This window comes from Mycobacterium toneyamaense (assembly GCF_055384815.1).
The window spans coordinates 2,502,588-2,529,218 of record NZ_AP040333.1 but is presented as its reverse complement, the minus strand read 5'-3'; the positions used below and the strand labels follow the sequence as shown (position 1 = coordinate 2,529,218).

Genomic DNA, 26,631 nt, shown 5'->3' with positions numbered 1-26,631 from the left:
GACATGTTCGAAGGTGAAGACGCTCCCCTGGGCTATCTACTCAGCCGTATCGCCAACGCGCTGCGCGCCGAGATCACCGCCAACGTTCTCGAACCACTCGGCCTGAGCTTCCCGCAGTACGTCTGCCTGCGCATATTGGACAACCGCTCCGGCATGTCCAATGCCGAGATGGCACGCTTCATCGGGGTGTCACCACAGGCGATGAACATCGTGGTGCGCGCGCTGCAGGACCGCGACCTGATCACCCGGCCCTCGACCGTCGCAGCCGGACGCTCCCGGCCCACCGAGCTGACCCGGGCCGGCCGCACCCTGCTGGGCAAGACCGACGCCGGGATTCGCGCCGCCGACGACGCCCTGCTGGCCAACTTGAGCCCGGCCCAGCGCCGGCAGTTCCGCGAAACGCTGACGAGCCTGATGCCGCCCGACTAGAGGATCGCGGCGGCGACGATCAGGCCGAACGCCAGGTACGCGGCCGCGACGTCGAGCACGACCGGGGAGAACTTCTCCTCGTGGAGCATCTCGCCGATGTCGAGGCCTTTGACGGCGCCGATCAGGCGCACCGAAAGCGCCTGTGCGGCAATGCCGATGAGGCCGAAGACCAGCGTCTTGATCAGGCCGCCGGCCAGGTCGCCCGTCGAGCTGTAGATGGCGAGCACCACGATGAAGGCCATCGACAGCACACCCGAGGCGGCCACCGCCGCGGCATTCGGCCGGCCCGAGCGGACCAGCTCGCGCAAGGGTCCCGGCGTGGTCCAGTCGATCACGAAGAAGCCGAGGATCATCAGCGCGCCGCCGACGATCGCGTACAGCGCGATGGCCGACGCGCCGTGTCCGACGATGGACCAGTAGTCGTTGCCAAGAGCGGTCAGGGTCATGAAGTTCGTTTCCTTCCGGTCACTGCGGGATGCGGTGGGGCACAAAGGCTGCGCCGTTGTCGGTGACTAGACCCGAGGTCTCGCGGATACCGAGGCCGGCCGATTCGTCGCCGACGATCCAGGCGCCCAGCGCGGGACGCATGTCGTCGAACTGCGGTAGCGGGTCGAGCAACTGGTACACGTAGCCCTCTTCGCCGTACACGCCGCCGGTCTGTGTCTCGTAACCCGCGCCGACGATCGTGACGTTCGCCCCCTCGCGCCCGAGTTTGGGCTTGCGGACGTATTCGGTCAGCTCGTGCGGATCATCGATGTACGCCGGCAGCAGGTTCGGGTGCCCCGGGTACATCTCCCACAGCACCGCCAGGATGGCCTTGTTGCTGAGCAGTGACTTCCACAGCGGCTCGATCCACATGGTCTCCGGCAGGGATTCGGCTGCGTACTTGCCGAATTCGTCGTCGAGCACCCATTCCCAGGGGTAGAGCTTGAACAGCGTCGAGATCGGGGCGTCTTCCAGATCGACGAAGCGATTCAGGTCCCGGTCCCAGCCCAGTTGCTCGATGGCCAGGCCGACGGTGTTCATCCCGGCCTCGGCGGCGCACTCCTGCAGGTAGGCCAGCGTCACGTTGTCCTCACCGCTGGTGTCCGCAGAGGACCAGGTGAAGTGGGCTTCGTTGCCGGGCAACCGATCCTGGATTTCCTTCCACCGCTCCACCAGCTTCTCGTGCAGCGAGTTCCACTGGTCGTCGGCGGGAAAGACATCGGTCTTCCAATACCACTGCAGAATCGCGGCTTCGAGCAGCGACGTGGGGGTGTCGGCGTTGTACTCCAGCAGAACCGGGGGCCGGCGGCCGTCGTAACGGAGGTCGAAGCGACCGTAGAGGTGCGGATCGCTACGGCGCCAAGACTTTTCGATGTGCGGCCAGCTCCACTCCGGCAACCCGAAGTCGCGGTAGCGCTCGGTCAGCACGATGTTCTCGACGGCTTCCAGACACATCGAGTGCAGCACCTCGACCGAGGCCTCGATCGAGAGCACCTCGTCCATGTCGAACACGTAGTGCACCGACTCGTCCCAGTACGGACGGTCATTCCCGTGTGCGTCGGTGGCCGGGGTGTCGAAACACATGCCCTGGCTGGCCACGATCTGCTGCCACCCCGGTCGCGGGGCGTGACGTTCGCGCCGCATCAGCTACCGGAGCTTCCGTGGCTCGACGAACCGAAGCCGCCGCGCGACACCGATGACCCCGACTTGGAGATGGAGGTGCCGGATTTCGTTGTGGCCGTAGTGCCTTTCGGCAGGGTCAGGGTGCCACCGTGGGCGATGCTGCCGACGCCGGAGTTGGAGCCGCCGTAGTAGTACCGGTACGGCGATCCCATGTACAAGAACGTGCTGCCGCCGCCGTAGTTGGTGCCGCTGCTGCAGTAACTGTCCGGCACCACTTCGTTGCTGCCGTCCTTGACGCAGGACGCGCTGATCTGATCATCGCGATGGAAGATCGCGTAGCCGGCGGCGACCACCGCCACCACGCCGACGCCGACCGCCGAACCGATGAGGACCTTCTTGCCGGTGGCCGCGCGCTTGCGCGCCTTCTCGGCTTTGACGCGTTCGATCTCTTCTTCGGCTTCGCGCGCCCTCTTGGCCTTGTCGCGGGCCCGGGCCTCGGCGACGGTCGGCTGCCGCGGCTTGGCGGTGGCCGGGTCCTGCCAGCGGACGGAACCCTGCGGTTCTGCCGGGGGTGCCGGGGGCACCGGCGGCGAACTCGGCTCGGACCCGGGCGCGGGCTCCGGCCCGCCGCCTTGAGCCGACGACTTCCACGGCTGCCTTTCAGCCCCGTTCTCGGGCCCGACAGTCATGCACACCCCCAATTGACGCAACCTGTGAGACAGCATAAGGCTGGCCGCCCGACAAAGCGGCCGTTGCCGCTGCTTGCGTCGAGCAAAAATAGCCCCGCCGGCCGGTCGACGTCAGCGCGCCGCGAGCGACGGCCAACCGATTTCCCGCTCGAGCTCGAACGCCAGTGCCAGCAGCGTCGCCTCCTGCCCCGCCGCCGCGCCGAACATCATGCCGACCGGCAGTCCCGACGCGGACCGGGCCAGCGGCAGCGAAACCGCCGGGGCGCCACTGGCGTTCTGCAGCGGCGTGAAGCCGACCCAGTCGATGAGCCGCGACATGACCTGGTCGAAGTCGGCAGTCGGGTCCAGGTGCCCGATCGGCGGGGTGACCTCGCTGAGGGTCGGGGTGAGCACCACGTCGTAGTCGCGGGCCAGGCGCGCCGGAATGCGCCGTGACGCGGCCAGCCGGGCGATGGCGGCCGGCACGCGGTGCAGATTGCGCGCCGCCTTTGCTTCCAGTCCCAGGGTCAGGTTGTCCAACCTGCCGCGATCGAAGCTGGGGCCGAAGGTGCGTTTTCCACTACGGACCAGCGCAAAGGCCAGGAAAGACCAGTAGAGCAGGAAGTCGTCGCGGAACCGCTCCGGTGCCGGGTTGCCGATCTCGGTGACGCGATGGCCGAGCTCCTCGAGCCGGGCCGCGGTCTGCATCGTCAGGCCCCGGATCTCCGGACTGGCCTCCCGGCCGATCGAGCTCGTGCACACCGCGATACGCAGCCGGCGCCGACCGGGCGCGGTGACGTCGCCGATGGCCGGCAGTTTCGGGTTCCGGTAGACGCGCTCGGCTTCGCGGTAGAACGCCGCGGTGTCCCGGACGCTGCGGGTGAGGACGCCGTTGGCGACGATCTGCAGCGGCATCCGGGTCTCACGGTCCAGCGGCAAGCGGCCACGGGTGGGCTTGAGACCGACCAATCCGTTGCAGGAAGCCGGGATTCGGATGGAACCGCCGCCGTCGTTCGCGTGGGCGATGGACACCACGCCGGCCGCGACGAACGCCCCCGACCCGGACGACGACGCGCCCGCGGTCACCATGGTGTCCCACGGGTTGCGCACCGGGCCCAGCCGGGGATGCTCGGCCGAGGCGCTGAAACCGAACTCCGACAGCTGTGTCTTCCCGAGGGCCAGCAGCCCCGTCGACAGGTACAGGCGCGCCCACTCCCCGTCGGCCGGCACCGGCCGGGGCGCCCAGGCGTCGGCGCCCTGCATGGTGGGCCAGCCGCCGACCGCGACGTTGTCCTTGATGAACGTCGGTACCCCGTCGAAGAATCCCCCGAAAGGTCTAGGCGCATTCGCCTTTTCAACAGCCTGCTCGAAGGCTTCGTACGCCATGCCGTTCAGTTCGGGCTGCGCCTTCTCGGTCCGGGCGATCGCCGCCTGCACCACCTCGACCGCCGACACCGCACCGCTGCGGATCGCGTCGGCGACACCGACCGCGTCGAGGTCGCCGAGGGCGTCGTCACCGAATGTGCTGATGCGTGTCATGGCACCCACGGTACCAAGCAGTACCACCAGCCCGCCTTACCCTCAGATTTCACGTTGTGAGTCCGGACACCGGCTTGCCGCGCGCGCGAACGCGCAGTGTAAACACGTAGTTTCCCGGCCGTAACGTTCCATTTGGACTACTGCCATATGGAAGTAACTGGTGCTAATTTCCGTTCGACCCGGCCGCTGCAGGTCGCGGACCGGTCCGGTCATCGGCGCCCGCATCCGACCTGCCTGCCTGATGCATTGCATCACTGGCGATTACGACGGATTCGACAGGAAACGCCTTCATGACTACCGAGCAATCCTTAGACGAAGTGCACGGCCAACCGATGGCCGCGGCCCGCGTCGGCCCGTGGTCCCGCTTTGTCACCTGGGCCAACCAGGACACCATCGAGGACTTCTCACTTCGCTACGCGCCCAAGTCTTTTCGCAAATGGTCACCGATGGCATGCGCCGTGGCCGCGTTGGGCGGCATCGCTTACCTCGCCGACTACTCGATCGGCGCCTCGATCGCCGTCACCCACGGCGCGGCCAGCGCGGTCGTCGCGATCCTGGTCGCCGCGGTCACGATCTTTCTCACGGGCATCCCGATCGCGTACTACGCCGCCAAGTACAACATCGACATGGATCTGCTCACGCGCGGAGCGGGTTTCGGATACTTCGGCTCGACCCTGACGAGCCTCATCTACGCCAGCTTCTGCTTCATCTTCTTCGCGCTCGAGGGCGCGATCATGGCGCAGGCGATGAAATTGGCGTTCGGCATTCCACTGGCGCTGGGCTACATCATCGGCTCACTGATCATCATTCCGCTCGTGCTCTACGGCATGACGGCCCTGGCCAAGTTCCAGGTCTGGACCCAGCCGTTGTGGCTGATCCTGTTCGTCGCCCCCATCGCCTTCATCGCGACGGCGGATCCGGCGGGCTTCCACGGGTTCCTGAGCTGGGCGGGCAACGGCGGCAGCGAGCAGGTGACCGCGATCGGGGTCGGCGCGGGCGCCGGCGTGGCATTGTCACTCATCGCCCAGATCGGTGAACAGGTCGACTATCTGCGCTTCATGCCCGAGAAGTCGGAAACGCCGCCACTGCGGTGGTGGGCCGCGGTACTCGCCGCCGGGCCCGGCTGGGTGATCCTCGGCGCGGCGAAGCAGATCTGCGGCGCCTTCCTGGCCTTCTACGTCGCGGGCAAGGTCGGTTTCGCGGCCGCCACCGAACCCATCGAGCAGTTCCTCGGCGGCTTCGGCTCGGTCATCCACAACGACGCCCTCGCCCTCGGGTTGGCCACGCTGATGGTGTTGCTGTCGCAGGTGAAGATCAATGTCACCAACGCGTACTCGGGCTCGTTGTCCTGGTCGAACTTCTTCAGCCGGATTCTGCATGTGCACCCGGGCCGGGTGGTGTACCTCGGCCTGCACATCGCCATCGCGCTGGCACTGATGCTCAGCGACATGTTCGCCGTGCTCAACACCATCCTGGGGTTCTACTCCAACGTCGCGATCGCCTGGATCGGTGCGATCGTCGCCGACCTGGTGATCAACAAGCCGCTGCTGAAGCTCAGCCCGTCGTACGTCGAGTTCAAGCGGGCCTACCTCTACAGCATCAATCCCGTCGGGTTCGTCTCGATGCTGGTGGGTTCGGTGTTCTCGATCCTGGCCTTCTACCACGCTTTCGGTGATTTCCTCGCGGCGTGGTCGCCGTACCTGGCGCTGACACTGTCGTTCGTACTGTCCCCGGTGATGTGTATCGCGACCAAGGGCAAGTACTACCTGGCACGGCGCAATCCACTTCGTGAGGAGATCGAGAAGGAGCCGCTGTGGGCGGGTCAGACGCTGCTGGACGTCGTCGACCAGAAGCGCTACGAATTGCCGGACATGGTGCACGACTGTCCTTTTCACCACGGCACCGTGTCCTCGCTGACCTGCACGCTGACCAAGGACTGCCATGACATGTGCAAGAAGGACGGCTACACCGATTCCACCAGCACGGAGGAACTGAAGACTGCGGTTACACCGCAGTCGAGCTGATGAATTGTCATGGCCTCGCCCTGAGCACCGGGCGGGGCCATGACCATCGGTCAGGGCGTCAGCTCGGCGATCACATCGAATTCGAGCTGGTCGGCGCTGGCGAGGTACACCGGTTGACGAGTATGGGCACCACGCATGACGACCTCGCCGCGCGGGCCCTGGTACGCGACATTGGCGCGTGCCCGATCGATCGCGGCCACCTCCAGGCTGCGGGCCGTCTGAGCCAGCGCGGTGAGCAGAAGCAGTCCCTCGTAACAGGATTCACCGATGTTGTTGAGCGCCGGGGCGGCACTGCCGAACCGTTGCAGATAGTGCGAGCCGAAGCCCATGTTCACCTCGGTGGGCAGACTCTCGAAGTAACCACACGCGGTGTACAGGCCGGTGGTCGCCCCACTTCCGCTGGCGCACAACACATCCTCACCGATCATCAACGACAGTCTCACGACGCTCTGGTCCAGACCGGCACGGGCGAACGCGCGATTGAACGCCGCGTTGTCGGCGCCCACCATCAACACCAGCACCCCGTCGGCCTCCGAGCTGGCGATGACGTCGAGCATGGGCCGGAAATCTCGCCCGCCCAGCGGAACGAATGCCTCACCGACGAATTCGAGGCCCGATCGCCACATGTACTCCTTGGTCACGCGGGCGGTCTGCCGCGGCCAGATGTAGTCGTTGCCGACGATGCACCAGCGTTTCAGCCCGAGGTGCTCACGCAACCACGTCAACGCCGGAAACAGTTGCTGCTCTGGGGTTTCCCCCACCATGTACACCCCGTCGGTGCTCTCGCCGCCCTCGTAGAACGTGGTGTACACGTAGGGCACCCGACCGGCCGTCTGCGGCGCGATGACGCGCCGCGCATTCGACAGGTGCCAGCCCACCACCGCGTCGATCTGCTGCTGGGCGACCAGGCGGCCCAGTTCGTCCGCCAGCTCACGCAGCGGCGCCCCGGCGTCCACCGGATGAATCCGGACGGGCCGGTCCAGTATGCCGCCGGCGGCGTTGATGTCCTCGGCGGCGAGTTCGGCGCTCGCCTCGCACGAAGGTCCGAACATCCCGGCGGGCCCGCTCAACGGCACCACGAGCGCGATGTCGACCACATCCCGGTCGGGGCGCGCGGGAATCGTCGCGGGTTTCGGATTCACCATCACCTCACCTTGGGACACGGGCCCAGCCATGCAACTCCGATCGCGACGACCACGACGTCCGCCACCCGGGTGACCAGAATTCAATTTGAAGATACCTCCCGATCAGCGCTGTTTCACGGCGAGATGAGGGGCCCCACCACGGTAGGCTGGGCGCCACCATGGAAATGAAGCCCGGCGCCCGTGCCGACACCGTCGAGGAACTCGCTCGATTGGTGAAGTCGGTTGCGTTCGAACTCGACCGCGTGGTGACAGATCACCTGGCCGGTTTGACGGTGCGTCAGTGGCATGTGCTGGCCGCGCTCGAAGGCGGTGCCGGCAAGCCGATGACGGCACTGGCCGAGGTGACGCTGCTGCCCGGGCCGAGTCTGACCCGGCTCGTCGACGGGATGGTCGACGACAATCTGGTGCTGCGCAAGGCCGATGTGGTCGATCGCCGGCGGGTGTTGGTCTACCAGACCCGCCGGGGCAGCGCGCTGTACCGCCAGATCCGGGATCGGCTCAACAAGTCCGAACAGCTGGCCGCGCTGTGCACGTCAGCGTCGCTGCAGCCCGAAGCCCTGACCGAGCTGCTGGGCGTCCTGCAGGGTTCGAGCTCCCCGGCAGACCTGCGCGGCTGACACCGGTACCCGCCAAACAGCCAGTCCCCCAAGGTAATCGGGGAACTGGCTGCCGGCTGCGGGATCAGAAACTGGCGTGTGGCGCGCCCATTCCGGGATCGATCTGGTAGGGCCCCGATGCCGACGGCGCCACCGGGAAATCGAAGATCGCCGTCGGGATGTACACCGTCGCACAGGAATTCGGGATGTCCACCACGCCGGAGAGCCGGCCCTCGATCGGCGCGGATCCGAGCAGCAGGTAGGCCTGCTCCGGGCTGTAGCCGAACTTCGTCAGGTAGTCGATGGCGTGCAGACATGCGCGCTGGTAGGCCAGATCCGAGTCGAGGTATTTCTGCTCGCCGTCGAGCGTCACCGAGGTGCCGGAGAACGCCAGCCATTCCGAGTACTGCGGGTCGGTGTTGCCGGGCATGAAGATCGCGTTCTCATGCACGCCGTAGGTTTCCATGCCGCCCTTGATCAGATCCACGTGCAGGTCCATGAACCCGCCCATCTCGATCGCGCCGCAGAACGTGATCTCGCCGTCGCCCTGCGAGAAGTGCAGGTCGCCGAACGACAGGTTCGCGCCGGGGACGAACACCGGATAGAACACCCGGCTGCCCTTGGTGAGGTTCTTGATGTCCTGGTTTCCGCCGTTCTCGCGGGGCGGCGCGGTGCGGGCGGCCTCGGCGGCAGCCTTGGTGAAGGCATCGCCGCGCAATGAGCCCAGGATCGCGTCCTGCGGTTCGGGCGGCAATGCCAGCGGCGGCACGCGGTCGGGATCGGTCGCGATCAACGCGCCTTCGCGGGCGTTCCATTTGGCCAGCAGCGCCGCCGACGGCGCGGTGCCCATGAGGCCGGGATGCACGATGCCGGTGTACTTCACATGGGGCACGTGGCGCGAGGTGGCCTTCTGCCCCGAGAAGTCCCAGATCGCCTTGTAGGCGTCGGGGAATTGGTCGGTGAGGAACCCGCCGCCGTTCTGCTTGGCGAAGATGCCGGTGTATCCCCAGCCCTGCCCAGCCAGCGGCCCCGAGTCTTCCTGCGGAATGGGCCCGACGTCGAGGATGTCGACGATCAGCAGGTCACCCGGCTCGGCGCCCTCGATCGCGAACGGCCCGGACAGGCAGTGCACGCCCTTGAGTGGCGCGTTGAGGATGTCCTCGGCCGAGTCGTCGTTGTGGATGGCACCGTCGAACCACTCGCGGCAGTGCGCCCGGAAGCTGTCCCCCGGCTTGACGGTGACGGCCGGCGGGATGTCCGGGTGCCATCGGTTGTGGCCGACCAACTGTTGGTCGGTGAACTTCTTCGCCGAATCCAAGGGGAACAGCAATTCCGGCACATTGACCTCCTAGCGACACAAACACACTTGCTTCCGAATGGAAGTATTCAATACTGAAGGTGTCTCGTCTGCGGTTCGGGCAAGTTACATCCGGATGACGTTGGCGGATAGGGCTTATGGTGTCGTTGTGCCTACCTACGTATTCCGGTGTGGACAGGGTTGCCCGGACTTCACCGAACAACATTCGATGGCGAGCGTGCCCGCCGATACGCCGTGTCCGAGATGCAGCGGCGCGGCCAGGCGCCGAATCGGAGCGCCCGCCCTGGGCGCCGGCAACTCGCCGGGCATGCGGGCGCAGGACGCCACCCGCGCCACGGCGGACCGCCCCGATGTCGTCCAGAGCCTGCCCACGAGTCGCCGCCGCGCGCCGGTGACGACGAATCCGTTGCACCGCAAGCTGCCCCGGCCCTAGCCGGACAAAAGCAAAACCCCGCGCACTCCGGGATCGCCGGGTTTGTGCGCGGGGTTTTGTCAGTGAGCAGCGGGTGTGCTGCCCAAGTTCTTACTGCTGGCCGACCTCGAACCGCACGAAGCGGGTCACGGTGACGCCGGCCTCGTCCAGCAGGGCCTTCACGGTCTTCTTGTTGTCGGACACCGACGGCTGGTCGAGCAGCACGACGTCCTTGTAGAAGCCGGTGACGCGGCCTTCGACGATCTTCGGCAGTGCGGCCTCGGGCTTGCCCTCTTCCTTGGCGGTCTCCTCGGCGATACGACGCTCGTTGGCGACCAGGTCGGCGGGCACGTCCTCACGGGTGAGGTACTTGGCCTTCAGCGCGGCGATCTGCAGCGCGACCGCGTGAGCGGCCTCTTCGGAAGCACCGTTGTACTCGACCAGCACACCCACGGCCGGCGGCAGGTCCGCGGCACGCTTGTGCAGGTAGGTCTCGACGGTGCCGTCGAAGTAGGCGACCCGGCGCAGTTCGAGCTTCTCGCCGATCTTCGCGGACAGGTCCGCGACCAGCTGCTCGACGGTGGTGCCGTCGACGGTGGCGGCCTTGAGGGTCTCCACGTCGTTGGCCTTGGCCGCGACGGCAGCGGTGAGGATCTGGTCCGCGAGAGCCTGGAATTCGGCGTTCTTGGCGACGAAGTCGGTCTCGGAGTTCAGCTCGATGAGGGCGCCGTCCTTGGCGGCGACCAGGCCCTCGGCGGTGGCGCGCTCAGCGCGCTTGCCGACGTCCTTGGCACCCTTGATGCGCAGGACCTCGACGGCCTTGTCGAAGTCACCCTCGGTCTCAACCAGTGCGTTCTTGCAGTCGAGCATGCCGGAGCCGGTGAGCTCCCGCAGTCGCTTTACGTCAGCAGCGGTGTAGTTAGCCATCTCAGCTTTCTGTGGTGGTGGTTTCGGTGGTCTCAGCGGCAGCGTCGGTGCCGGCGGTCGCACCGGCGAGCAGTTCCTGCTCCCACTCGGCGAGCGGCTCGGCGCCTTCGGCCTCGGTCTTGGCACCCGAGCGGGCCTGCAGACCCTCGGCAACCGCGGAGGCGATCACCTTGGTCAGCAGCGCGGCGCTGCGGATGGCGTCGTCGTTACCCGGGATCGGGTAGTTGACCTGGTCGGGATCGCAGTTGGTGTCCAGGATCGCGATGACCGGGATGCCGAGCTTGATGGCCTCGGAAACGGCCAGGTGCTCCTTGTTGGTGTCGACGACCCAGATGGCCGACGGAACCTTCTGCATGTCCCGGATACCGCCGAGGCTGCGCTCGAGCTTGTTCTTCTCACGCGTCAGCATGAGGATTTCCTTCTTGGTGCGACCCTCGAAGCCACCGGTCTGCTCCATCGACTCGAGTTCCTTCAGGCGCTGCAGGCGCTTGTGAACGGTCGAGAAGTTGGTGAGCATGCCGCCCAGCCAGCGCTGGTTGACGTAGGGCATGCCGACGCGGGTGGCCTCGTCGGCGATGGACTCCTGGGCCTGCTTCTTGGTACCGACGAAGAGCACGGTGCCGCCGTGGGCAACGGTCTCCTTGACGAATTCGTACGCCTTGTCGATGTAGGTCAGCGTCTGCTGCAAGTCGATGATGTAGATGCCGTTGCGGTCGGTGAAGATGAACCGCTTCATCTTGGGGTTCCAGCGACGGGTCTGGTGCCCGAAGTGTGCGCCGCTGTCCAGCAGCTGCTTCATGGTCACTACGGCCATGTTGGTGCCTCACTCAGTTATCGGTTGTCGTCCGGTATCGGGTGATTCCGGACCCTGGCGTCTGCTGCGTGCCGGACCCAACTCGGTTGTCCGAGGTGGGACCGCCCGGCATGCGGTGGCGACCCGAGATCGAGCCGCTGTGCAGGCGCGCGAAGTCAACCCACGAATGCGGATTGCAGGTGGAAGTTTACACGCTCGCCGGGGGTGCTTTTGTCCACAGTGCGCGGGTTATCCACAGATCGGGTTTCTGGGGGTGCCGAAGCCGCCGCCGAAGCGCTGAACTGGCCTGATGCGGACTCTACTGGCGCTCCTGCTCGCCGGACTCGGCTCGACCGGCGTGGCGCACGCCACCGACGACCGCCTGGACTGGCCGCTGCGGCCGCGACCGGCCGTCGTGCGCACGTTCGACGCGCCGCGGCCGAACTGGCAGCGCGGGCATCGGGGCGTCGACCTCGCCGGTGCCGCCGGCCAGACGGTGTACGCCGCCGGCCCGGGCACCGTGGTGTTCGCCGGCGAGCTCGCAGGCCGGCCCGTCGTGTCGGTCGCTCATCCGGGCGGGCTGCGGACCAGCTACGAGCCCGTCCGGGCGGCGGTGCGCGCCGGCGCCGTCGTCGCGGCGGGTACGCCGCTCGGCACGCTGCTGGCCGGGCACCCCGGCTGCGCGAGCTGTCTGCACTGGGGCGCCATGTGGGGCGCGTCGTCCGACGCCGACTACGTCGATCCCCTCGGCCTGCTCGCCACCACCCCGATCCGCCTCAAGCCCCTTTGACCGCGAGCGGCCGTGTTTGTACGGCGACACGCCGCTATTCGCGTGCACGATGCGCACCCTCGCCGGCCGCGAGCGGCCCCCAAAATGCTCGCGACGACGAGTTAGGCCCGAGGGTGGGCCTGGTCGTGGACGGCGCGCAGCCGGGCGACGGTCACGTGCGTGTAGAGCTGCGTCGTCGCGAGCGATGAATGCCCCAGTAGCTCCTGCACCACGCGCAGGTCGGCACCACCTTCCAGCAGGTGGGTGGCCGCGCTGTGGCGCAAGCCGTGCGGCCCGATGTCGGGTGCACCGTCCACCGCCGAGATCGTCTGGTGCACGACGGTTCGCGCCTGTCGGGGGTCGAGGCGTCGTCCCCGTGCCCCGAGCAGCAGCGCCGGGCCGGACGTCGCGACCGCCAGCGCCGGGCGGCCGTCGGACAGCCAGGCCCGCAGCGCGTTGAAGGCCGGTTCCCCGAAGGGCACGGTGCGCTCCTTGTCGCCTTTACCGAGCACGCGCAGCAACCGGCGGCTCTGGTCGACATCATCGATGTCCAGGCCGCACAGCTCGCTGACACGGATGCCGGTGGCATACAGCATCTCGACGATCAGCCGGTCCCGCAGCGCCACCGGATCACCTTGTTCGGCACCGGAATTCGCCGCCGACATGGCATCGACGGCCTGGTCCTGACGCAGCACTGCGGGCAGCGCACGATGCGCCTTGGGGGTCTGCAGCCGGACGGCCGGGTCGGTCTCGAGCAGCCCGCGCCGCACGGCCCACGCAGTGAAGGTCTTGACCGCCGAGGTCCGGCGGGACAGCGTGGTCCGGGCGGCGCCCCTGGCGGCCTGTTCGGCGAGCCACGACCGCAGCGTCATGAGGTCCAGGTCCGCGAGGGTCGCGTCGTCGCCGAGGAATTCCCCCAACGACCGCAGGTCACCGAGATAGGCGCGCCGCGTGTGCTCGGAACGCCCGCATTCGAGTTCGAGGTACTGATCGAACTCGTCGAGAACCGCCTGGTGCACTCCCCTACGTTGGCAGAACGCTCGGCCGATCGCCCGTCACGCCACCCGTCGGTTTCCGAGCTGTGACCTCAGGCGTCGACGCGCCTGCCCGCACGTTCGGCGAACGCATCGAGCGCAGCAAGAACTTCCGGGGATCGCCATACGCGATTGCGGCGCCCAGCGGTGGTCTCGATGATCACGCCTGCCTCAACCAATGGAGTCAGTACGCGCTGGGCGTGTGCAGTCTGGGCCACAATGCCTTTGTCCACGAGCAGTGCGGCATTGATCACGGGGCGGCTGGTCAGTAGGTCGGCCACCTTCCACGCTCCTGAATCCGCACGCGCGGTGATCCTGTCGTTCCAGCTGGCGCGGATGGTACGCAGGTCTGTGACCAGCTGCCGACCGTTGACCGTGGCGCGCAGACTTGCCTCGGCAAATCGCTCCACGATGGGCGCGGCGTCACCCTCCCGGTACGCCGTAAGTGCCCCGATGTATCCGTCCGTATCGGCCAGCAACCCCGCCGACACCGGCACAGTGATCTGACGAGTCAGTGCCTTATTGCGCAGCATTGCCTGGACCAGCGCACGCCCGGTGCGACCGTTGCCGTCGGTAAACGGGTGCAGCGTCTCGAATTGAGCGTGGGCTACCGCGATCAGCGGCAGTACTGCGGTGTCGGTGCGCCTCGTGAACGCGATGAGGTCGTCGATCGCAGCGGGAATGAGTTCGTGACGTGGGCCTACGAATGTCGCACCGACAGGTGTCGATCCACGACCGATCCACACCGGCTCGGTACGCCATTGCCCCGGGGTGTGCCGTGGCTGATTGACCATGAGCGCGGCGTGCATCGCGAGGATGGCTGCGGCGTCGATGGTCCCCGAGAGATCCAACGCAGCCTGCATCGCGGCGGTGTTGGCGACGATGTCGGCGGCGTTGCGCTTGCCAGTGCCACCGACGAGCTCTTCCTCGGCGACAGATCTTGCCGACGCCGAGAGATTCTCGATCTGGGAGCTGGCAGCAGATTCCGACCGCAGCAGGACCGCAGCGAACGGTGCGATCTCGCCGCCTAGTTCGGCGTCGAACCGGGCGATCTCGCTGCTTCAGCCTCGGCCAAGACCGCGTCAGGCAACACCAGGTCCAGCTCGGCGATGCTTGCCGGCACTGCTGGATGGTAGGTGCCGTGTTTGGGTGGCATACCTGCGTAATGAACCTGCGGCTCCCAGCGCACATCCTCGTAAGTAACAGCGCTAAGTGGATGCACACTGCGACCTTACATCCATTTATCGGTTAAGTGGATGTAAGATTGGGTGTTGCATCCACTTGTTCGCTCAGGCGTCGACGCGACGCAAGGCATCCGGCGTCAGTTCGGCCAGTGAGCGGTAGCCGTCGATGGCCATGGTCAGGTCGGTCTCGGCCAGCAGGGACCGCACCACGTGAACGACGCCGGCGGTGCCGGCCAGCGCCATGCCGTACGCGTACGGCCGGCCGATGCCGACCGCCGTCGCCCCCAGCGCCAGCGCTTTGACGACGTCGGCGCCGGTCCGGACGCCGGAGTCGAACAGCACCGGCAGTCCGTCGGCCGCCGCGACGACGCCGGGCAGGCAGTCGATGGCCGGAATTCCGCCGTTGGCCTGCCGGCCGCCGTGGTTGGAGCAGTAGATGCCGTCGAGGCCGGCGTCGCGGACGCGCCGCGCGTCGTCGGGGTGACAGATGCCCTTGACCAGCAGCGGCAACTTCGTCAGCGATCGCAGCCAGGGCAGGTCGTCCCAGGTCAGCGGGTTGCCGAAGTCCTGCACCCACTGCATCACCACGCCCTGTGGGTTCTGCTCGGGCGGCGCGGGCAGCTTGGCACGGAAGACCGGGTCGCTGGTGTAGTTGGACAGACAGTGGCCGCGCAGCTGCGGGAAGTTGGCCGTCGACAGGTCGCGGGGACGCCAGCCGGGTACCCAGGTGTCGAGGGTGACGACGATGCCCTGGTACCCCGCCGCTTCGGCACGGCTGACGAGGCTCGCCGCCAAATCGCGGTCTTTCGGGGTGTACAGCTGGAAAAAGCCTGGGGTATCACCGAATTCGGCGGCGACGTCCTCCAGCGGATCGCTGGTGAGCGTCGAGACCATCATCGGCACCCCGGTCTGGGCCGCAGCCCGCGCGGCATGCAGGTCGCCGTGGCCGTCGCGGGCACAGATGCCCATGACGCCGATGGGCGCGAGGAACAACGGCGATGGCAGCTTCAGCCCGAACAGGTCGATCGTCAGGTCCCGCTCGGTGGCCCCGACCAGCATCCGCGGCATGAGGCCCCAGCGCTCGAAGGCGCTGACGTTGACGCGTTGCGTCCGCTCGTCACCGGCGCCGCCGGCGACGTACGACCAGATCGACGGCGGCATCGCGGCCTGGGCGCGCTCCTCGAGTTCCGCGAACGAGATCGGCAGCGTCGGGACGACACCGCCGAGCCCCTGCAGGTAAATCTCGAGTTGATAGTCACCGAACGCCATCAGGCCGCCCTTCCGTCGCAAACTTCGGCTGAGGATCGCACATTAGCGTCGGCCTGCGCGTCGGCTTTCCGGCCTATGCCTCGGCTTCGGCCTTCGCCAGCTCGGCCTTCCACTGCCGGAAGGTCTCTTCGGTCCGGCCGCGGCGCCAGTAGCCGGAGATGGACGCCCATTCGGCGCCGACGCCGCGCTCCTTGCGCAGGTAGGGCCGCAGGTTGTGCATGACGGTCTGCGCCTCACCGTGCACGAACACCTGGACCTGGCCGGGCAGCCAGTCGGCCGCCCGGACCGCCGCGATGAGCGGCGCGTTGTCGACGGCCTGGTCATCGGGCACGAGGTCGGCGCGGCCGCCGCGGTGGATCCACTGGATCTTCACGCCGGCCGGCGCGGTCAACTCGAGTTCGTCGTCCGGTCCGTCGACTTCGATGAAGGCCTGGCCGATCGCGTTGGGCGGCAACGCTTCCAGCGCGGTGCTCAGCGCCGGCAGCCCGGCTTCGTCGCCGGCCAGCAGGTGCCAGTCGGCGGCCGGGTTGGGCGCGTATGCCCCATTGGGTCCCATGAGATACGCGGGGTCGCCTGGCGCCAACGACGCCGCCCACGGCCCGGCCACGCCGGTGTCGCCGTGTACGACGAAGTCGACGGTGAGTTCGCGCTGCTCGACGTCGACGCTGCGCACGGTGTAGGTCCGCACCGTCGGGCGCTGGTCGGCCGGCAGCTCCTCGAAGCTGTCCAGCGTGAGCGGCTGCGCGAGATCGGCCACCTGGACACCGGTGGGCACGATGACGAACTTGACGTAGGAATCTGTGAATTCCTTGGGAGTGAAGGTGTCGAACCCGTTGCCGCCGAACACAACACGAATCATGTGCGGGGTCAGGCGCTGGGTGCGGAGTACTTCGAACGTATGAATCGGACGGCCTGCCACGCCTCGACTATACGAGCGGCGCGGCCGCCGTGGTGGGCTACCGAGCCAGCACCGCCGCCGTGTACTTGGGCTTCCAGTCCGACGTCAGCAACGCACCGAAGTTGGATTCGAGGTCGTCACGCTTGGCGGTGTCGGTGTCACGCACCGCGAAGATGAAGGCCGGGCCGCTCCAACCCGTCCCCGCCACGCCCGACAGCACCTGCAGAATCTGGCGCGCCTGCTCGTCCTGGCTGACGCCCCGGGCCTGCGGCGCGCACGTCGAGGCGCCCAGTTCCGTCATCCACACCTTCTTGTCTCCGTCGCCGTTGACGGTCATCAGGTCGTGCACGCGCACCAGGTCCGACCACCCGTTGTCGCCGTCTTCGGCGATGCCGCCCGGGAACACATACGGGTGCATCGCGGTGGCGTCGAAGAACTTCCGCGCGCCATTGGCGTACATGTCGGCGAGGAATTTGGTCGGCGCGTCCGGGCCGGTGGCGCGGCTGAGCCCGGCGGCGATGACCGTGGCGTCGGGCTGAATGGCCTTGATCGCCGGATAGGCCGCCTTGAGCAGCTCGGTGTAGACGGCAGCGCGGTTGTCGGTGAATCCGAAGAACAGCGGCAGATTCGGCTCGTTCCAGATCTCCCAATCGGCGACGCGGTCGCCGTAGCGCTGCACGACGGCCGTGACGAAGGCGGCGTAGTCCGCCGGATTCACCGGTGGCGCACTGAAATACGAACCCGGCGCCCGAGCCCACGTGGGGCTGTACGCGATCAGGCCGAGCACCTTCAGGCCACGCTTCTTGGAGCCGTTCACCCAGTGGTCGACGTAGTGCCAATTGTATTGGCCCTTAACAGGTTCCACGATGTGCCAGTCGATCAGCACCCGCATCCACTCCGCCCGCGTTCGGGCCACGGCATCGAGTTCGCGGTCGGCGTCGGCGTCGCTCATCCAGGACTGCGGCGCGCCGACGCTGAATCCATAACCGGCGTCGGGCACCGCGGGCATCGCGACGAGCGAAGGCCGCACCCACACGCATTCGCCCGCTAGCAGCGCGACGACCAATCCGATGACGGCAGCGAGCCACCGAAAACAGCGGCGAGCGCGAACCATGCCAGCGGGCATTCAGGCGGACGGCTGCAGTGCGGGCAGCGGCTCGGTCGCGATGCGGTGCGCCTCTTGGGTGTCGATCCCCAAGGCGCGCAACACAAGTTCCGCAGTGGCCGAGCCTGCCTCACGCCAGGTCTGATGACCTTCCAGAACCATCCACATGGCGCTGACCGTGGCGCCCATGACCATCGAGGCCACGCTGTCGACTCCGATCTCACCCAGCTGGTAGCGGCCGGCCGCCACGCCGGCGTCGACGTCACTGCTCGGCGGGCCGGCCATCCAGGTGCGCAGCGTCTCTTCGCTGAGGCCGAACTTGACGGCGAACCGTCCCAGCATGGGGTTCTCGTGCCCATAGCGCACCCACATCCGAATGCCCGTGGCCAGCCTCGTCGCGGCATCATCGGTCGCCGCCGCCAGGAACGAAGCCGAAACGCGCCGATGCAGGTCCGCGGTGACCTCACTGACGACGCGATCGAACAGATCGTCCATCGAGCCGACGTTCCGGTACAGGGTGCCGCGGGCCACGTTCGCCTCTTGCGCCAGCTCACTGATGGTGACCTGCGTGGTGCCCTTCTCGACGAAGAGCCGCACTGCCGCCGTCACGATCCGGTCGTCAGTTGTGGTCATGGCGCGGCTCCTTCAAGTTCTCCTGCACCGTCTGCATCACCTGTCCAATCCATAACGATAGCAACAGCGATTGCACACATCATCGATCTTCTGAACAACTTTGTTCAAAATACACCCTTGACTTGTGTTGAACACTTCTGTTCAATTCGATACATAGTTGTTGCCACTCGAAGGGATCAACGATGATCGAACCCTCCCCGACTGACCGGATCCCGGTACTGATCGCCGGCGGCGGGCCGGTCGGCCTCACCTTGGCGCTGACCTTGGCCCGTCAGGGCGTGCCGGCACTACTCGTCGAACGCAATCCGTCGACGACGACGCACCCCAAGATGGACATCACCAATGGCCGCAGCATGGAGCTGTACCGGCAACTCGGCATCGCCGACGAACTACGCAAAGTGGCTGTCCCCGAGGACAATCCGTTCGACGTCGCGTGGGTCACCAAGCTCAGTGGGTGGGAGTTGGCGCGATTCCGCTACCCCGGGGTGGCCGCGCGCCGCGACGCCATCCGGGCCTGCATCGACGGGACCATGGCGTTGGAGCCCCCGATGCGGGTCTCCCAGGCGATTCTCGAACCGGCGCTGAAGGAGATCCTGGAGACGCGCACCGGCGTCGACGTCCGGTATGGGTGGGCATTGCAGTCGTTCCGCCAGGACGCCGGCGGCGTCGACGCCGTCATCAACTGCAGCGCCACCGGCGAGACCCGGACCGTACGCGCGGACTATCTGGCCGGTTGCGACGGCGCCGGCAGCATCGTGCGACGCGAACTGGGAATCGCGTTGCACGACATCGATATCCGCCGTATGGCCGCCCGCGAAATCGGGCTGCGCAAAATGGTCGCGGGCACGGTGCGGGCATTCATGGACCAGCGACAGACCCCGATGGACGGCCGCGTGTACATGGTGCATTTCACTTCCCCGGCCCGCGAGATCTTGGAGCGGTTCGGCACCACCTGGCACACCCAGTCCCCCGAAGGCTGGACCCTCATCTCGCAGAACGACCGTGACACCTGGACGTTGCACACGCTGATCGGCGTGGGAGTGAAGACCGAGGCGATCGATCCGAAGCAGTTCCTGTTCGCCCGCCTGGGAGTCGAATTCGACTGCGACATCATCGTTGCCAACGAGTGGCGGCCCCGGCTGTCGCTGGCCGACTCGTACGGGCACGGCCGAGTCTGGCTGGCCGGCGACTCCGCCCACCAGGTGGTGCCCAACGGTGGCTACGGCATGAACACCGGTGTCGGCGACGGGGTCGGGCTGGGCTGGGCGCTGGCCGCCGTTGTCAACGGCTGGGGCGGTCCGCGCCTGCTCAGTGCGTACGCGGCCGAACGCCGCGGCGTCGGGATCGCCAATCGGGATGCCTCAGCACGCCACACCATGGTGCGCCTGGCCATCCAAATGGCAAACCGCGCTTCGCTTTCCGGGCAGAACTGGTCAGGTGAACGCGACCGCGCACGCCTGGGACGCGAGATTCTGGATCTCGGCAACCTCGAAAACGAGGCCGACGGAATCGAGTACGGATACCGCTATGACACCTCACCGGTCGTCTGTACGGAACCGAGCTGCCCGCCGGCCGGCCCCTCACATCGGTACATCCCGAGCACCGTGCCGGGTGCCCGCCCGCCGAGTGTCTTCCTGCCCGATGGCACAGCGTTGTTCGATCTGTTCGGCCCCGGATTCACCCTGCTGCGTTTCACCGATATCGATATCACCGACTTGATGGCGGCGGCCGACGACCGCGGTGTCCCACTGACCGTCGTCGACGTCCGCGACGCACACACCCGCAAGCTCTACGAGCGCGACCTGGTGCTCATCCGTCCCGATCAGCACGTCGCATGGCGCGGAGACCACGGCCCCGCCGACGCGCTGGCCGTGATCGACAAGGTCCGGGGTGCGGTCGGCGCCGCGGTCACAGCGTCACGAAAGGAGTACGCACGATGAGCAGCAACACCATTGGCGCCCACAACGGCCTGCACAGCGCGCAGGGGGCACTGGCCGGCGAGCACCCTGGGCGCTCCCGCAACCCACTGATCAAGGTGACGGACGTCGCCTGGCTGGAATTCGACAAACCCGACCTGGCGCGCGCCGAGGCCTTTGCCCATGCATTCGGCTTCGGCACCGCGCTGCGCACCGATACCGAATTGCATTTGCGCGGCAGCGATCCCGACGCCCCGTGTGTCCTCATCCGGCGTGGCGCGCAGACGCGTTTCCGCGGCATGGCGTTCGCCGCCGGCGACGACACAGACCTGGTCCGACTGGCCGACAAGACCGGCGCCCGGGTGACCGCGCTACCGGAGGCGATCGGCGGGCTGGGTGTGCACTTGACCGACCCCAGCGGTATTCCGGTGCACGTGGTGTCCGGTACGCATCCGCTGAGCCCGCTGCCGGCCCAGGCACCGCACACCTTCAACCTCGGCCACGATGTCGTCCGGATCAACGCCACTCAACGGCCGCCGCGGGTGCCGACGACGGTGCAACGCCTCGGCCACGTCGTCGTCCAGTCCACCAAATACCGTGCCGCGCTGGACTGGTACCTCGATACGCTCGGCTTGATCGTCAGCGACTTCCTGTACTTCCCGGGCCAGCGCGAACGCGGCCCCACCATGAGCTTCATCCGGTGTGACCGCGGCTCGATCCCGACCGACCACCACACCCTCGCCTTGGCGCTGGGGCCCGCGAACCGCTACGTCCACTCGGCCTATCAGGTCAGTGACCTCGACGCCCTCGCCGCCGGTGGTGAATACCTCAAAGACCATGGCTACCAACGCTCCTGGGGCATCGGCCGGCACATCCAGGGCAGCCAGATCTTCGACTACTGGCGTGACCCGGACGGGTTCATGGTCGAGCACTTCACCGACGGCGACATGTTCGACAGCACGCTCGAACCCGGATGGGCCGAGTTCACCGCCTCCGGCCTGGCGCAATGGGGACCGCCGGCCACCGCCGACTTCCTCGGCACCAGTCCGCGGCACGCGCGCGGCGAGGTACGAGAACTGCTCACCGCCCTGCGCAGCAACAACGAATTCGACGTCAACCGCCTCATCGGCCTACTGAAAGCAGCCAAGTCATGACCATCTCCGTTCTGCGCACCGCCGACGCCTGGTGGGTGCACACCGCCACCGGTGCCGCCAAGATCGCCACCGATGCGACCACCACGGGCGCCCTGCTCGCCGACCGCGTCGCCATCGAAGCCGCTGCCGCCGACACCGCCACGGTGCCGGTCGACAGCCTCGAACTCGTGTCTCCCGTGACCGTACCCTGCCGGGTGGTCGCCCAGATGACGAACTTCGCCTCGCACGTCAAAGACGCCGGGATGGAACCGGCCTCGATCCCGTTGACCTTCTTCCGTAAATCGTCGGCGTCGATCACGGGCCCATCGGACGCGATCGTCAAACCCAGCCACGTGCAGTTCCTGGACTACGAAGTGGAGATCGGTCTGGTCATCGGCACCGACATCCCGGTGGGCAGCACCATCACCGAGGCCAACCTCGCCGACTACGTAGCCGGACTGGTGGTCACCAATGACGTCTCCGCGCGCGACATCCAGCTGCCCCAGACACAGTTCTACGAGGCCAAGTCCTACCCCACCTTTACGCCCGTCGGCCCGGCCCTGGTGCTGTTGACCGCCGCCGAGCTCAAGCGCTTCGGCGAGCTGCGACTACAGCTGCGCGTGAACGGCCAACTGCGGCAAGACATGCGCGTTGCCGGCGACATGATCTACCCGCCGCTGCAGGCCCTGCAATCGCTGACCCGCTTTCAAGACCTCAGTGCCGGCGACCTGATTCTGACCGGCACACCCGTGGGCACCGCGCTGAGTGCGCCGCACAAGGCTGTCGCGTTCATCGGGTCGCTGCTGCCGCCCGCCGTGAAATGGAAGGCCTTCTTCAAGAGCCAGGCGCGCAACCCGAAATACCTGCACGACGGTGACGTCGTCGAGACGACCATCGCCACCGATGACGGCGCCATCGACCTCGGCGCCCAGCGCAACATCGTGAAGTACGCATGAGCGCGAACCTGTTGTGGCCCAGGTACTCCAGCCCGAGCGACCTGGCCGACATCGAAGCCGTCCCACTTTCCGAGCGGGGCTTGCCGGCCTCCACCTACGCGCTGCTGGCGCGCGCGGCACAGATGTGGCCGGACCGGATCGCCGTCAGCGTCGTGCCCGACGGCGAACGTTGGGAGAAGCCCGTTGAGCGCACCTTCAGCCAACTGCTGCACGACGTGCACCAGAGCGCAAACCTACTGCGCGACTTGGGTGTTCAGCGCCATGATGCCGTCGCGCTCATCGCACCGAACTGCGATGACCTGATCACCGCGACGCTGGCGGCTCAGCTCGCCGGCATCGCGGCGCCCATCAACGGCGGGCTCTCCCCGGAGCACGTCAGTGAACTGGTGCGGCGATCCGGCGCCCGAGTCCTCATCACGGCGGACGCTGAGCTCGACGCCTCGGCATGGGCGGTGGCAGAGCGTCTCGTCAGTGCCGGCTTGATCGACACCATCCTGCTGATCGGGCCGACCGGCGCGACGGCGATCGACGTCCCCACGGTGGCGGGAGCCAAGGTCGACTACCTGGCGCGACTGTCCACGGCACACGACGGCACCCGATTCCACGGCGCCGCACCGGAATCCACCGATCTGGCCGCGTTGTTCCACACCGGCGGAACCACCGGCGCGCCGAAACTGGCCGCCCACACGCACGCCAACGAGGTGGCCGATGCATGGATGATCGCCGCCAACACGGTGCTCGATGAAACCCCGGTGTTGTTCGCCGCGCTGCCACTGTTCCACGTCAACGCCCTCGTGGTGACGCTACTGGCGCCGCTGCTGCGCGGACAGCAGGTGCTGTGGGCCGGCCCGCTCGGCTACCGGGATATGTCGCTCTACGGCAACTTCTGGAAAATCATTGAGCGCTACGGGATCTCCACCATGAGCGCGGTACCGACGGTGTACGCCGTGCTCAGCCTGCTCCCCGTCGATGCCAACATCTCCAGTCTGCGGATGGCGATTGTCGGTGCCTCCGCGCTGCCGCCTGCGGTGCGCAGCGATTTCGAGTCGCACACCGGTGTCCCCCTGCTGGAAGGTTACGGCCTGACCGAGGCCACCTGCGCCAGCGCGCGCAGCTTCCCCGACCATCCCCGGCCCGGCTCGGCCGGTCAGCGGCTCCCCTACCAACAACTCAAGACCGTCGACATCGACGACAACGGCGACTGGCACGAACTGTCGGCCGGCCAGATCGGCACCCACGTGGTCGGTGGCCCCACCGTGTTCCCGGGCTACGTCACCGACCGCAGCTCTGACGGTTTCGTCCTCGACGGCAACGGCAAGCTCGTCGACGGTTGGCTCGACACCGGCGACCTCGCATGGGTCGACGACGACGGCTTCGTCCATCTCTGCGGGCGCGCGAAGGACCTGATCATCCGCGGCGGGCACAACATCGACCCGGCAATGATCGAAGACGCACTGCTGGCGCATCCCGACGTCACCGGCGCGGCCGCGGTCGGCCGGCCCGACGTGCACGCCGGTGAGGTACCGGTCGCGTATGTCACATTGCGGCCCGACGCTGCCACAACTCCGGATTTGTTGCGGCAGTGGGCCGTTGAGCACGTCGCCGAGAGCGCGGCCGCTCCGAAATCGGTAATCGCGATCGACGCCATCCCCGTCACCGCCGTCGGTAAGCCGTACAAGCTGCCGCTGCGGGCCGACGCCGCCCGAAGCGCGGTCCGTGACGCCGTCGCAGATGTCGACGGCGTGCGCGGCGTGACCGCGGATACCGAAGACGCAGCAACGGTTGTCACGGTGCGCGTGGCCCCCGGCACGGACCGTGCCCCGGTCGAGGCAATCCTGGGCCGTTACGCCCTCACGTGGCGGCTGGTGGATGCGGAGTGAGCACCGTGACGCCAACCCGCACCACGTCGCTGCTTGCTCCACTCATGTTGCGTAGCGATCTCTCGCGTGACGCAGCCACCACATACTGGGCAAAGACGCACGCCGACAAGGTCATACGTTTGCCACATCTCCTCGAATACAACCAACGGCTGTTCTCGTCCACCGACCACGGGTTCTGGCCGGCCACCGCCGGCATAGGTACCTCGATACCGCGCACATGGCACCTCGACGGCTGCGCCGAGATCCGATTCACCAGCGCCGCGGCCATGCTGCGCACCGGCCTGCACTCGCGCGAGGTGTTCCTCGATGAGCAGAACGTCTTCACCCGGGTGTTGGCCCACCACACAGGGCCGCGCGGCGGACGCTGGTTCACCGACGGGTACGACAACTCCGCCCAGCAGCACGTCGCACTGTTGTTGCGCCGCCGAATGGGTGTCGCCGCCAGGATGTTTCGTTCCTTTGTGCATCAGCAGCTGAGCCCGGCGCTGATGGCAGCAGGCGCAAGGGATCTACGGTCCTACGCCTTCCTACCGTATACCCCGCTTCTCGGCGGATCGCCCGGCGTCGCCCACGACAACCCGCCCCAACACCGGTACCACGCAGCGGTGTTTTTCGGCGTGGACGATCGCGCCGCGCTCGACGAGCTTCTCACACACGACAATTTGGCCGAGGTGCTCGACACGCAGCACACCGTGCTGACCGCAGTGCACGGCTATGCGGTGGAGCGCACCGTCCCGGTGATCGGCCGTTCTCGAACCACATCTTTCAACCTCATCGAAGGGACGACCCCATGAGCTTGCCCACCCCGAACCCGTCGTCGACTGCCGTCGTCACCGGCGCGTCATCCGGCATCGGCGCCGACATCGCACGCGAACTCGCCGCCCGCGGCCACAACGTCACCTCGGTGGCCCGCCGCGAAGACCGGCTGCATGCACTTGCTGCGGAGCTCTCGTCAGAAGTCAATGTCGAAGTGATCGGGTGCGATGTCACCGATCCGACGCAGCGGGCCGCACTGTTCAGCACCATCGCAACGCGCGGTCTGCAGGTCGACATCCTGGTCAACAATGCGGGCATCGGAACCATTGGCGCAGTTGTCGACTCGTCCGTGGATGCGGAAATCAACCAGGTCCGCGTCAATGTCGAGGCTGTCATCGACCTGACGACCCGCGCCGTACAGCAGATGGTTCCCCGCCGCCGCGGCGCCATCCTCAACGTCGGGTCAAGCGCCGGGTTCATGCCGACACCCACACAGGCCGGCTACGCCGCCACCAAGGCATTTACCCATGTGTACGGCGAAGGACTGCGCGGAGAGCTCGCGGGCACCGGCGTCACTGTCGCCACGTTGTGCCCAGGGCCTGTGGCGACCGAATTCCTCTCTGCCGCAGGCGCTGACGACGATGTATTCCGGTTGCCCAAAATGATGTACATGTCCTCCCGCGACGTTGCACGAGCCGGCATCGAGGCCATCGATCGCGACTGCGGGACGGTGATCCCGGGGTGGCCAACCCGGGTTGTCACCCGTATCGCGCGCCTTGTTCCCAACCGCCTCCTCGTGCGTGTTCTTGCCTCGGGCAGGCGCTCGCTGCTGACGAGCAGTTGATCCCATGACCGACCCCTCCTCGACGGCATCCGCACTCAAATCCGCAATGTGCGTGGCGGTCCCGAACTATCTGCGGTGGTACCACCGCCACGAAATCCACATCGACGCCGAGATTCCCGAGCCGGCGTTGCTTGTCGCCAATCACGGCTTCGGCGGCCTGGCGGACCTCAACGTGCTGGCGATGATCGCCGTCCGCGAGAAAGCGGCACTCAAACGGCCGACCACCGCGCTCGTTCACCAGGTGGCGTGGACGGTCGGCGCGGGCCGCATCGCCGAGTTTCTCGACGGCCGGCCCGCAAGCCAGGAATCGGCAGACGCCGCCTTCGCCGCCGGGCACAACGTGCTGGTGTTCCCCGGCGGCGACGTCGATGCCGGGAAGTCCTGGCGGGACCGCAATCAGGTGCATTTCGATGAGCGCTGCGGGTTCGCCCGCCTGGCCATGACTCATGACGTCCCGGTGGTCCCCGTCGTGACGGCCGGCGCCGGTGACTCGTTGTTCGTCGTGTCCGACGGCCGAGGCCTCGCCCGACGATTGGGCCTGCACCGGCGTCTGCGCATGAAGACATTGCCCATCAGCGTCACCATTCCGTGGGGACTCAATATCGGCGTCGCCGGCATGCTCCCCTACGTCGCATTGCCGACCAAGCTGGTGACCGCGGTCCTGCCCCCGATGACCGCGAATCCCGGGGAAACCGCCGAGGACTTCGCGTCCCGAATCGAGGCCGCCATGCAGACGCGCCTCGACGCACTCGTCGCCAACCGCATGCCGATCATCGGCTGATTCGAGTCGAGGAT

General features: G+C 67.0%; 26 protein-coding genes. 12 read left to right on the top strand and 14 right to left on the bottom strand.

What is annotated here, in order from left to right:
- Positions 1-3 precede the first annotated feature (3 nt).
- Complete coding sequence (locus ACZ5IQ_RS12205) at positions 4-429, top strand: MarR family winged helix-turn-helix transcriptional regulator (protein ID WP_318984320.1); 426 nt, start codon at positions 4-6, stop codon at positions 427-429.
- On the opposite strand, the gene ACZ5IQ_RS12200 is transcribed toward ACZ5IQ_RS12205, so the two are convergent.
- The 4 genes from ACZ5IQ_RS12200 to ACZ5IQ_RS12185 form a co-directional block, all read right to left on the bottom strand.
- Positions 426-875 (bottom strand): DUF350 domain-containing protein, encoded by a 450-nt coding sequence (locus ACZ5IQ_RS12200; RefSeq protein ID WP_318984319.1) that lies wholly within the window; start codon positions 873-875, stop codon positions 426-428. The genes ACZ5IQ_RS12205 and ACZ5IQ_RS12200 overlap by 4 nt on opposite strands.
- 19 nt (positions 876-894) lie before the next feature.
- Positions 895-2,058 carry a glutathionylspermidine synthase family protein gene (locus tag ACZ5IQ_RS12195; RefSeq protein ID WP_020102022.1) on the bottom strand — a complete coding sequence of 388 codons (1,164 nt, stop codon included), beginning with the start codon at positions 2,056-2,058 and terminating at the stop codon, positions 895-897.
- Positions 2,058-2,621, bottom strand: a complete 564-nt coding sequence (locus tag ACZ5IQ_RS12190) for a hypothetical protein (RefSeq protein ID WP_464481463.1) — start codon at positions 2,619-2,621, stop codon at positions 2,058-2,060. Before ACZ5IQ_RS12190 ends, ACZ5IQ_RS12195 begins: the two co-directional genes overlap by 1 nt.
- 216 nt (positions 2,622-2,837) lie before the next feature.
- Entirely contained in the window at positions 2,838-4,244 is a 1,407-nt protein-coding gene (locus tag ACZ5IQ_RS12185) for an amidase (RefSeq protein ID WP_464481311.1), read from the bottom strand.
- A gap of 290 nt (positions 4,245-4,534) precedes the next feature.
- Here ACZ5IQ_RS12185 and ACZ5IQ_RS12180 point away from each other — a divergent pair, with 290 nt between their 5' ends.
- Complete coding sequence (locus ACZ5IQ_RS12180; protein ID WP_464481310.1) at positions 4,535-6,268, top strand: purine-cytosine permease family protein; 1,734 nt, start codon at positions 4,535-4,537, stop codon at positions 6,266-6,268.
- Positions 6,269-6,318: 50 nt separating this feature from the next.
- Here the strand turns inward: ACZ5IQ_RS12180 and ACZ5IQ_RS12175 are convergent, their stop codons facing one another.
- Positions 6,319-7,413 carry a substrate-binding domain-containing protein gene (locus ACZ5IQ_RS12175; RefSeq protein ID WP_234880615.1) on the bottom strand — a complete coding sequence of 365 codons (1,095 nt, stop codon included), beginning with the start codon at positions 7,411-7,413 and terminating at the stop codon, positions 6,319-6,321.
- 158 nt (positions 7,414-7,571) lie between these two features.
- Here ACZ5IQ_RS12175 and ACZ5IQ_RS12170 point away from each other — a divergent pair, with 158 nt between their 5' ends.
- Entirely contained in the window at positions 7,572-8,030 is a 459-nt protein-coding gene (locus ACZ5IQ_RS12170) for a MarR family winged helix-turn-helix transcriptional regulator (protein ID WP_464481309.1), read from the top strand.
- 64 nt (positions 8,031-8,094) lie between these two features.
- On the opposite strand, the gene fmdA is transcribed toward ACZ5IQ_RS12170, so the two are convergent.
- A complete protein-coding gene (gene fmdA, locus ACZ5IQ_RS12165) occupies positions 8,095-9,348 on the bottom strand; it encodes a formamidase (RefSeq protein WP_029118377.1) in 1,254 nt (417 codons plus the stop codon).
- Positions 9,349-9,475: 127 nt separating this feature from the next.
- On the opposite strand from fmdA, the gene ACZ5IQ_RS12160 reads away from it, so the two are divergent.
- Positions 9,476-9,760, top strand: a complete 285-nt coding sequence (locus ACZ5IQ_RS12160; RefSeq protein WP_244872584.1) for an FmdB family zinc ribbon protein — start codon at positions 9,476-9,478, stop codon at positions 9,758-9,760.
- Between the two features lie 90 nt (positions 9,761-9,850).
- Here the strand turns inward: ACZ5IQ_RS12160 and tsf are convergent, their stop codons facing one another.
- Both tsf and rpsB read right to left on the bottom strand, forming a co-directional pair.
- On the bottom strand, positions 9,851-10,666 hold the full coding sequence (gene tsf / locus ACZ5IQ_RS12155; RefSeq protein ID WP_020102030.1) for a translation elongation factor Ts: 816 nt from the start codon (positions 10,664-10,666) through the stop codon (positions 9,851-9,853).
- 1 nt (position 10,667) lies between these two features.
- Positions 10,668-11,480, bottom strand: a complete 813-nt coding sequence (gene rpsB / locus ACZ5IQ_RS12150) for a 30S ribosomal protein S2 (RefSeq protein ID WP_212811843.1) — start codon at positions 11,478-11,480, stop codon at positions 10,668-10,670.
- Positions 11,481-11,769: 289 nt separating this feature from the next.
- On the opposite strand from rpsB, the gene ACZ5IQ_RS12145 reads away from it, so the two are divergent.
- Positions 11,770-12,249, top strand: coding sequence for a M23 family metallopeptidase (locus tag ACZ5IQ_RS12145; protein ID WP_212811844.1), 480 nt, complete (start codon positions 11,770-11,772; stop codon positions 12,247-12,249).
- 101 nt (positions 12,250-12,350) lie between these two features.
- Here ACZ5IQ_RS12145 and ACZ5IQ_RS12140 read toward each other — a convergent pair whose 3' ends face one another.
- The 6 genes from ACZ5IQ_RS12140 to ACZ5IQ_RS12115 all read right to left on the bottom strand — a co-directional run bounded on the left by ACZ5IQ_RS12140 (position 12,351) and on the right by ACZ5IQ_RS12115 (position 18,351).
- On the bottom strand, positions 12,351-13,247 hold the full coding sequence (locus tag ACZ5IQ_RS12140) for a tyrosine recombinase XerC (RefSeq protein ID WP_212811845.1): 897 nt from the start codon (positions 13,245-13,247) through the stop codon (positions 12,351-12,353).
- A gap of 68 nt (positions 13,248-13,315) precedes the next feature.
- The gene (locus ACZ5IQ_RS12135) at positions 13,316-14,125 is read right to left on the bottom strand and encodes a Fic family protein (protein WP_244872585.1); all 810 of its coding nucleotides are present in this window, start codon (positions 14,123-14,125) and stop codon (positions 13,316-13,318) included.
- A gap of 426 nt (positions 14,126-14,551) precedes the next feature.
- Positions 14,552-15,715 (bottom strand): lactate 2-monooxygenase, encoded by a 1,164-nt coding sequence (locus ACZ5IQ_RS12130; protein ID WP_212811846.1) that lies wholly within the window; start codon positions 15,713-15,715, stop codon positions 14,552-14,554.
- A gap of 73 nt (positions 15,716-15,788) precedes the next feature.
- Positions 15,789-16,634 carry a siderophore-interacting protein gene (locus ACZ5IQ_RS12125; protein ID WP_464481308.1) on the bottom strand — a complete coding sequence of 282 codons (846 nt, stop codon included), beginning with the start codon at positions 16,632-16,634 and terminating at the stop codon, positions 15,789-15,791.
- 37 nt (positions 16,635-16,671) lie between these two features.
- Positions 16,672-17,643, bottom strand: a complete 972-nt coding sequence (locus ACZ5IQ_RS12120; protein ID WP_244872586.1) for a cellulase family glycosylhydrolase — start codon at positions 17,641-17,643, stop codon at positions 16,672-16,674.
- A gap of 96 nt (positions 17,644-17,739) precedes the next feature.
- Positions 17,740-18,351 carry a TetR/AcrR family transcriptional regulator gene (locus ACZ5IQ_RS12115; protein ID WP_212811849.1) on the bottom strand — a complete coding sequence of 204 codons (612 nt, stop codon included), beginning with the start codon at positions 18,349-18,351 and terminating at the stop codon, positions 17,740-17,742.
- A gap of 182 nt (positions 18,352-18,533) precedes the next feature.
- On the opposite strand from ACZ5IQ_RS12115, the gene ACZ5IQ_RS12110 reads away from it, so the two are divergent.
- From ACZ5IQ_RS12110 to ACZ5IQ_RS12080, 7 genes are all read left to right on the top strand, one after another.
- Complete coding sequence (locus ACZ5IQ_RS12110; protein ID WP_212811850.1) at positions 18,534-20,291, top strand: FAD-dependent monooxygenase; 1,758 nt, start codon at positions 18,534-18,536, stop codon at positions 20,289-20,291.
- Positions 20,288-21,421 (top strand): VOC family protein, encoded by a 1,134-nt coding sequence (locus ACZ5IQ_RS12105; protein ID WP_318986019.1) that lies wholly within the window; start codon positions 20,288-20,290, stop codon positions 21,419-21,421. The genes ACZ5IQ_RS12110 and ACZ5IQ_RS12105 overlap by 4 nt, the downstream gene beginning before the upstream one ends.
- Positions 21,418-22,356 (top strand): fumarylacetoacetate hydrolase family protein, encoded by a 939-nt coding sequence (locus ACZ5IQ_RS12100; RefSeq protein ID WP_406774906.1) that lies wholly within the window; start codon positions 21,418-21,420, stop codon positions 22,354-22,356. Before ACZ5IQ_RS12105 ends, ACZ5IQ_RS12100 begins: the two co-directional genes overlap by 4 nt.
- Positions 22,353-24,236 carry an acyl-CoA synthetase gene (locus ACZ5IQ_RS12095; protein ID WP_464481307.1) on the top strand — a complete coding sequence of 628 codons (1,884 nt, stop codon included), beginning with the start codon at positions 22,353-22,355 and terminating at the stop codon, positions 24,234-24,236. The genes ACZ5IQ_RS12100 and ACZ5IQ_RS12095 overlap by 4 nt, the downstream gene beginning before the upstream one ends.
- A gap of 119 nt (positions 24,237-24,355) precedes the next feature.
- Positions 24,356-25,030, top strand: a complete 675-nt coding sequence (locus ACZ5IQ_RS12090; RefSeq protein WP_212811853.1) for a hypothetical protein — start codon at positions 24,356-24,358, stop codon at positions 25,028-25,030.
- Positions 25,027-25,836, top strand: a complete 810-nt coding sequence (locus tag ACZ5IQ_RS12085) for an SDR family NAD(P)-dependent oxidoreductase (protein ID WP_212811854.1) — start codon at positions 25,027-25,029, stop codon at positions 25,834-25,836. Before ACZ5IQ_RS12090 ends, ACZ5IQ_RS12085 begins: the two co-directional genes overlap by 4 nt.
- A gap of 4 nt (positions 25,837-25,840) precedes the next feature.
- The gene (locus ACZ5IQ_RS12080; protein WP_212811855.1) at positions 25,841-26,617 is read left to right on the top strand and encodes a 1-acyl-sn-glycerol-3-phosphate acyltransferase; all 777 of its coding nucleotides are present in this window, start codon (positions 25,841-25,843) and stop codon (positions 26,615-26,617) included.
- The last annotated feature ends 14 nt before the right edge of the window (positions 26,618-26,631 follow it).

Bases quoted from the DNA above. Each gene is read 5' to 3' on its own strand.
- ACZ5IQ_RS12085 (WP_212811854.1), top strand. From the start codon at position 25,027: ATGAGCTTGCCCACCCCGAACCCGTCGTCGACTGCCGTCGTCACCGGC.
- rpsB (WP_212811843.1), bottom strand. From the start codon at position 11,480: ATGGCCGTAGTGACCATGAAGCAGCTGCTGGACAGCGGCGCACACTTC.
- tsf (WP_020102030.1), bottom strand. From the start codon at position 10,666: ATGGCTAACTACACCGCTGCTGACGTAAAGCGACTGCGGGAGCTCACC.
- ACZ5IQ_RS12195 (WP_020102022.1), bottom strand. From the start codon at position 2,058: ATGCGGCGCGAACGTCACGCCCCGCGACCGGGGTGGCAGCAGATCGTG.
- ACZ5IQ_RS12185 (WP_464481311.1), bottom strand. From the start codon at position 4,244: ATGACACGCATCAGCACATTCGGTGACGACGCCCTCGGCGACCTCGAC.
- ACZ5IQ_RS12115 (WP_212811849.1), bottom strand. From the start codon at position 18,351: ATGACCACAACTGACGACCGGATCGTGACGGCGGCAGTGCGGCTCTTC.
- ACZ5IQ_RS12095 (WP_464481307.1), top strand. From the start codon at position 22,353: ATGAGCGCGAACCTGTTGTGGCCCAGGTACTCCAGCCCGAGCGACCTG.
- ACZ5IQ_RS12180 (WP_464481310.1), top strand. From the start codon at position 4,535: ATGACTACCGAGCAATCCTTAGACGAAGTGCACGGCCAACCGATGGCC.
- ACZ5IQ_RS12110 (WP_212811850.1), top strand. From the start codon at position 18,534: ATGATCGAACCCTCCCCGACTGACCGGATCCCGGTACTGATCGCCGGC.
- ACZ5IQ_RS12145 (WP_212811844.1), top strand. From the start codon at position 11,770: ATGCGGACTCTACTGGCGCTCCTGCTCGCCGGACTCGGCTCGACCGGC.
- ACZ5IQ_RS12205 (WP_318984320.1), top strand. From the start codon at position 4: ATGTTCGAAGGTGAAGACGCTCCCCTGGGCTATCTACTCAGCCGTATC.
- ACZ5IQ_RS12175 (WP_234880615.1), bottom strand. From the start codon at position 7,413: ATGGTGAATCCGAAACCCGCGACGATTCCCGCGCGCCCCGACCGGGAT.
- ACZ5IQ_RS12135 (WP_244872585.1), bottom strand. From the start codon at position 14,125: ATGCAGGCTGCGTTGGATCTCTCGGGGACCATCGACGCCGCAGCCATC.
- ACZ5IQ_RS12170 (WP_464481309.1), top strand. From the start codon at position 7,572: ATGGAAATGAAGCCCGGCGCCCGTGCCGACACCGTCGAGGAACTCGCT.
- ACZ5IQ_RS12200 (WP_318984319.1), bottom strand. From the start codon at position 875: ATGACCCTGACCGCTCTTGGCAACGACTACTGGTCCATCGTCGGACAC.
- ACZ5IQ_RS12100 (WP_406774906.1), top strand. From the start codon at position 21,418: ATGACCATCTCCGTTCTGCGCACCGCCGACGCCTGGTGGGTGCACACC.
- ACZ5IQ_RS12130 (WP_212811846.1), bottom strand. From the start codon at position 15,715: ATGGCGTTCGGTGACTATCAACTCGAGATTTACCTGCAGGGGCTCGGC.
- ACZ5IQ_RS12080 (WP_212811855.1), top strand. From the start codon at position 25,841: ATGACCGACCCCTCCTCGACGGCATCCGCACTCAAATCCGCAATGTGC.
- ACZ5IQ_RS12105 (WP_318986019.1), top strand. From the start codon at position 20,288: ATGAGCAGCAACACCATTGGCGCCCACAACGGCCTGCACAGCGCGCAG.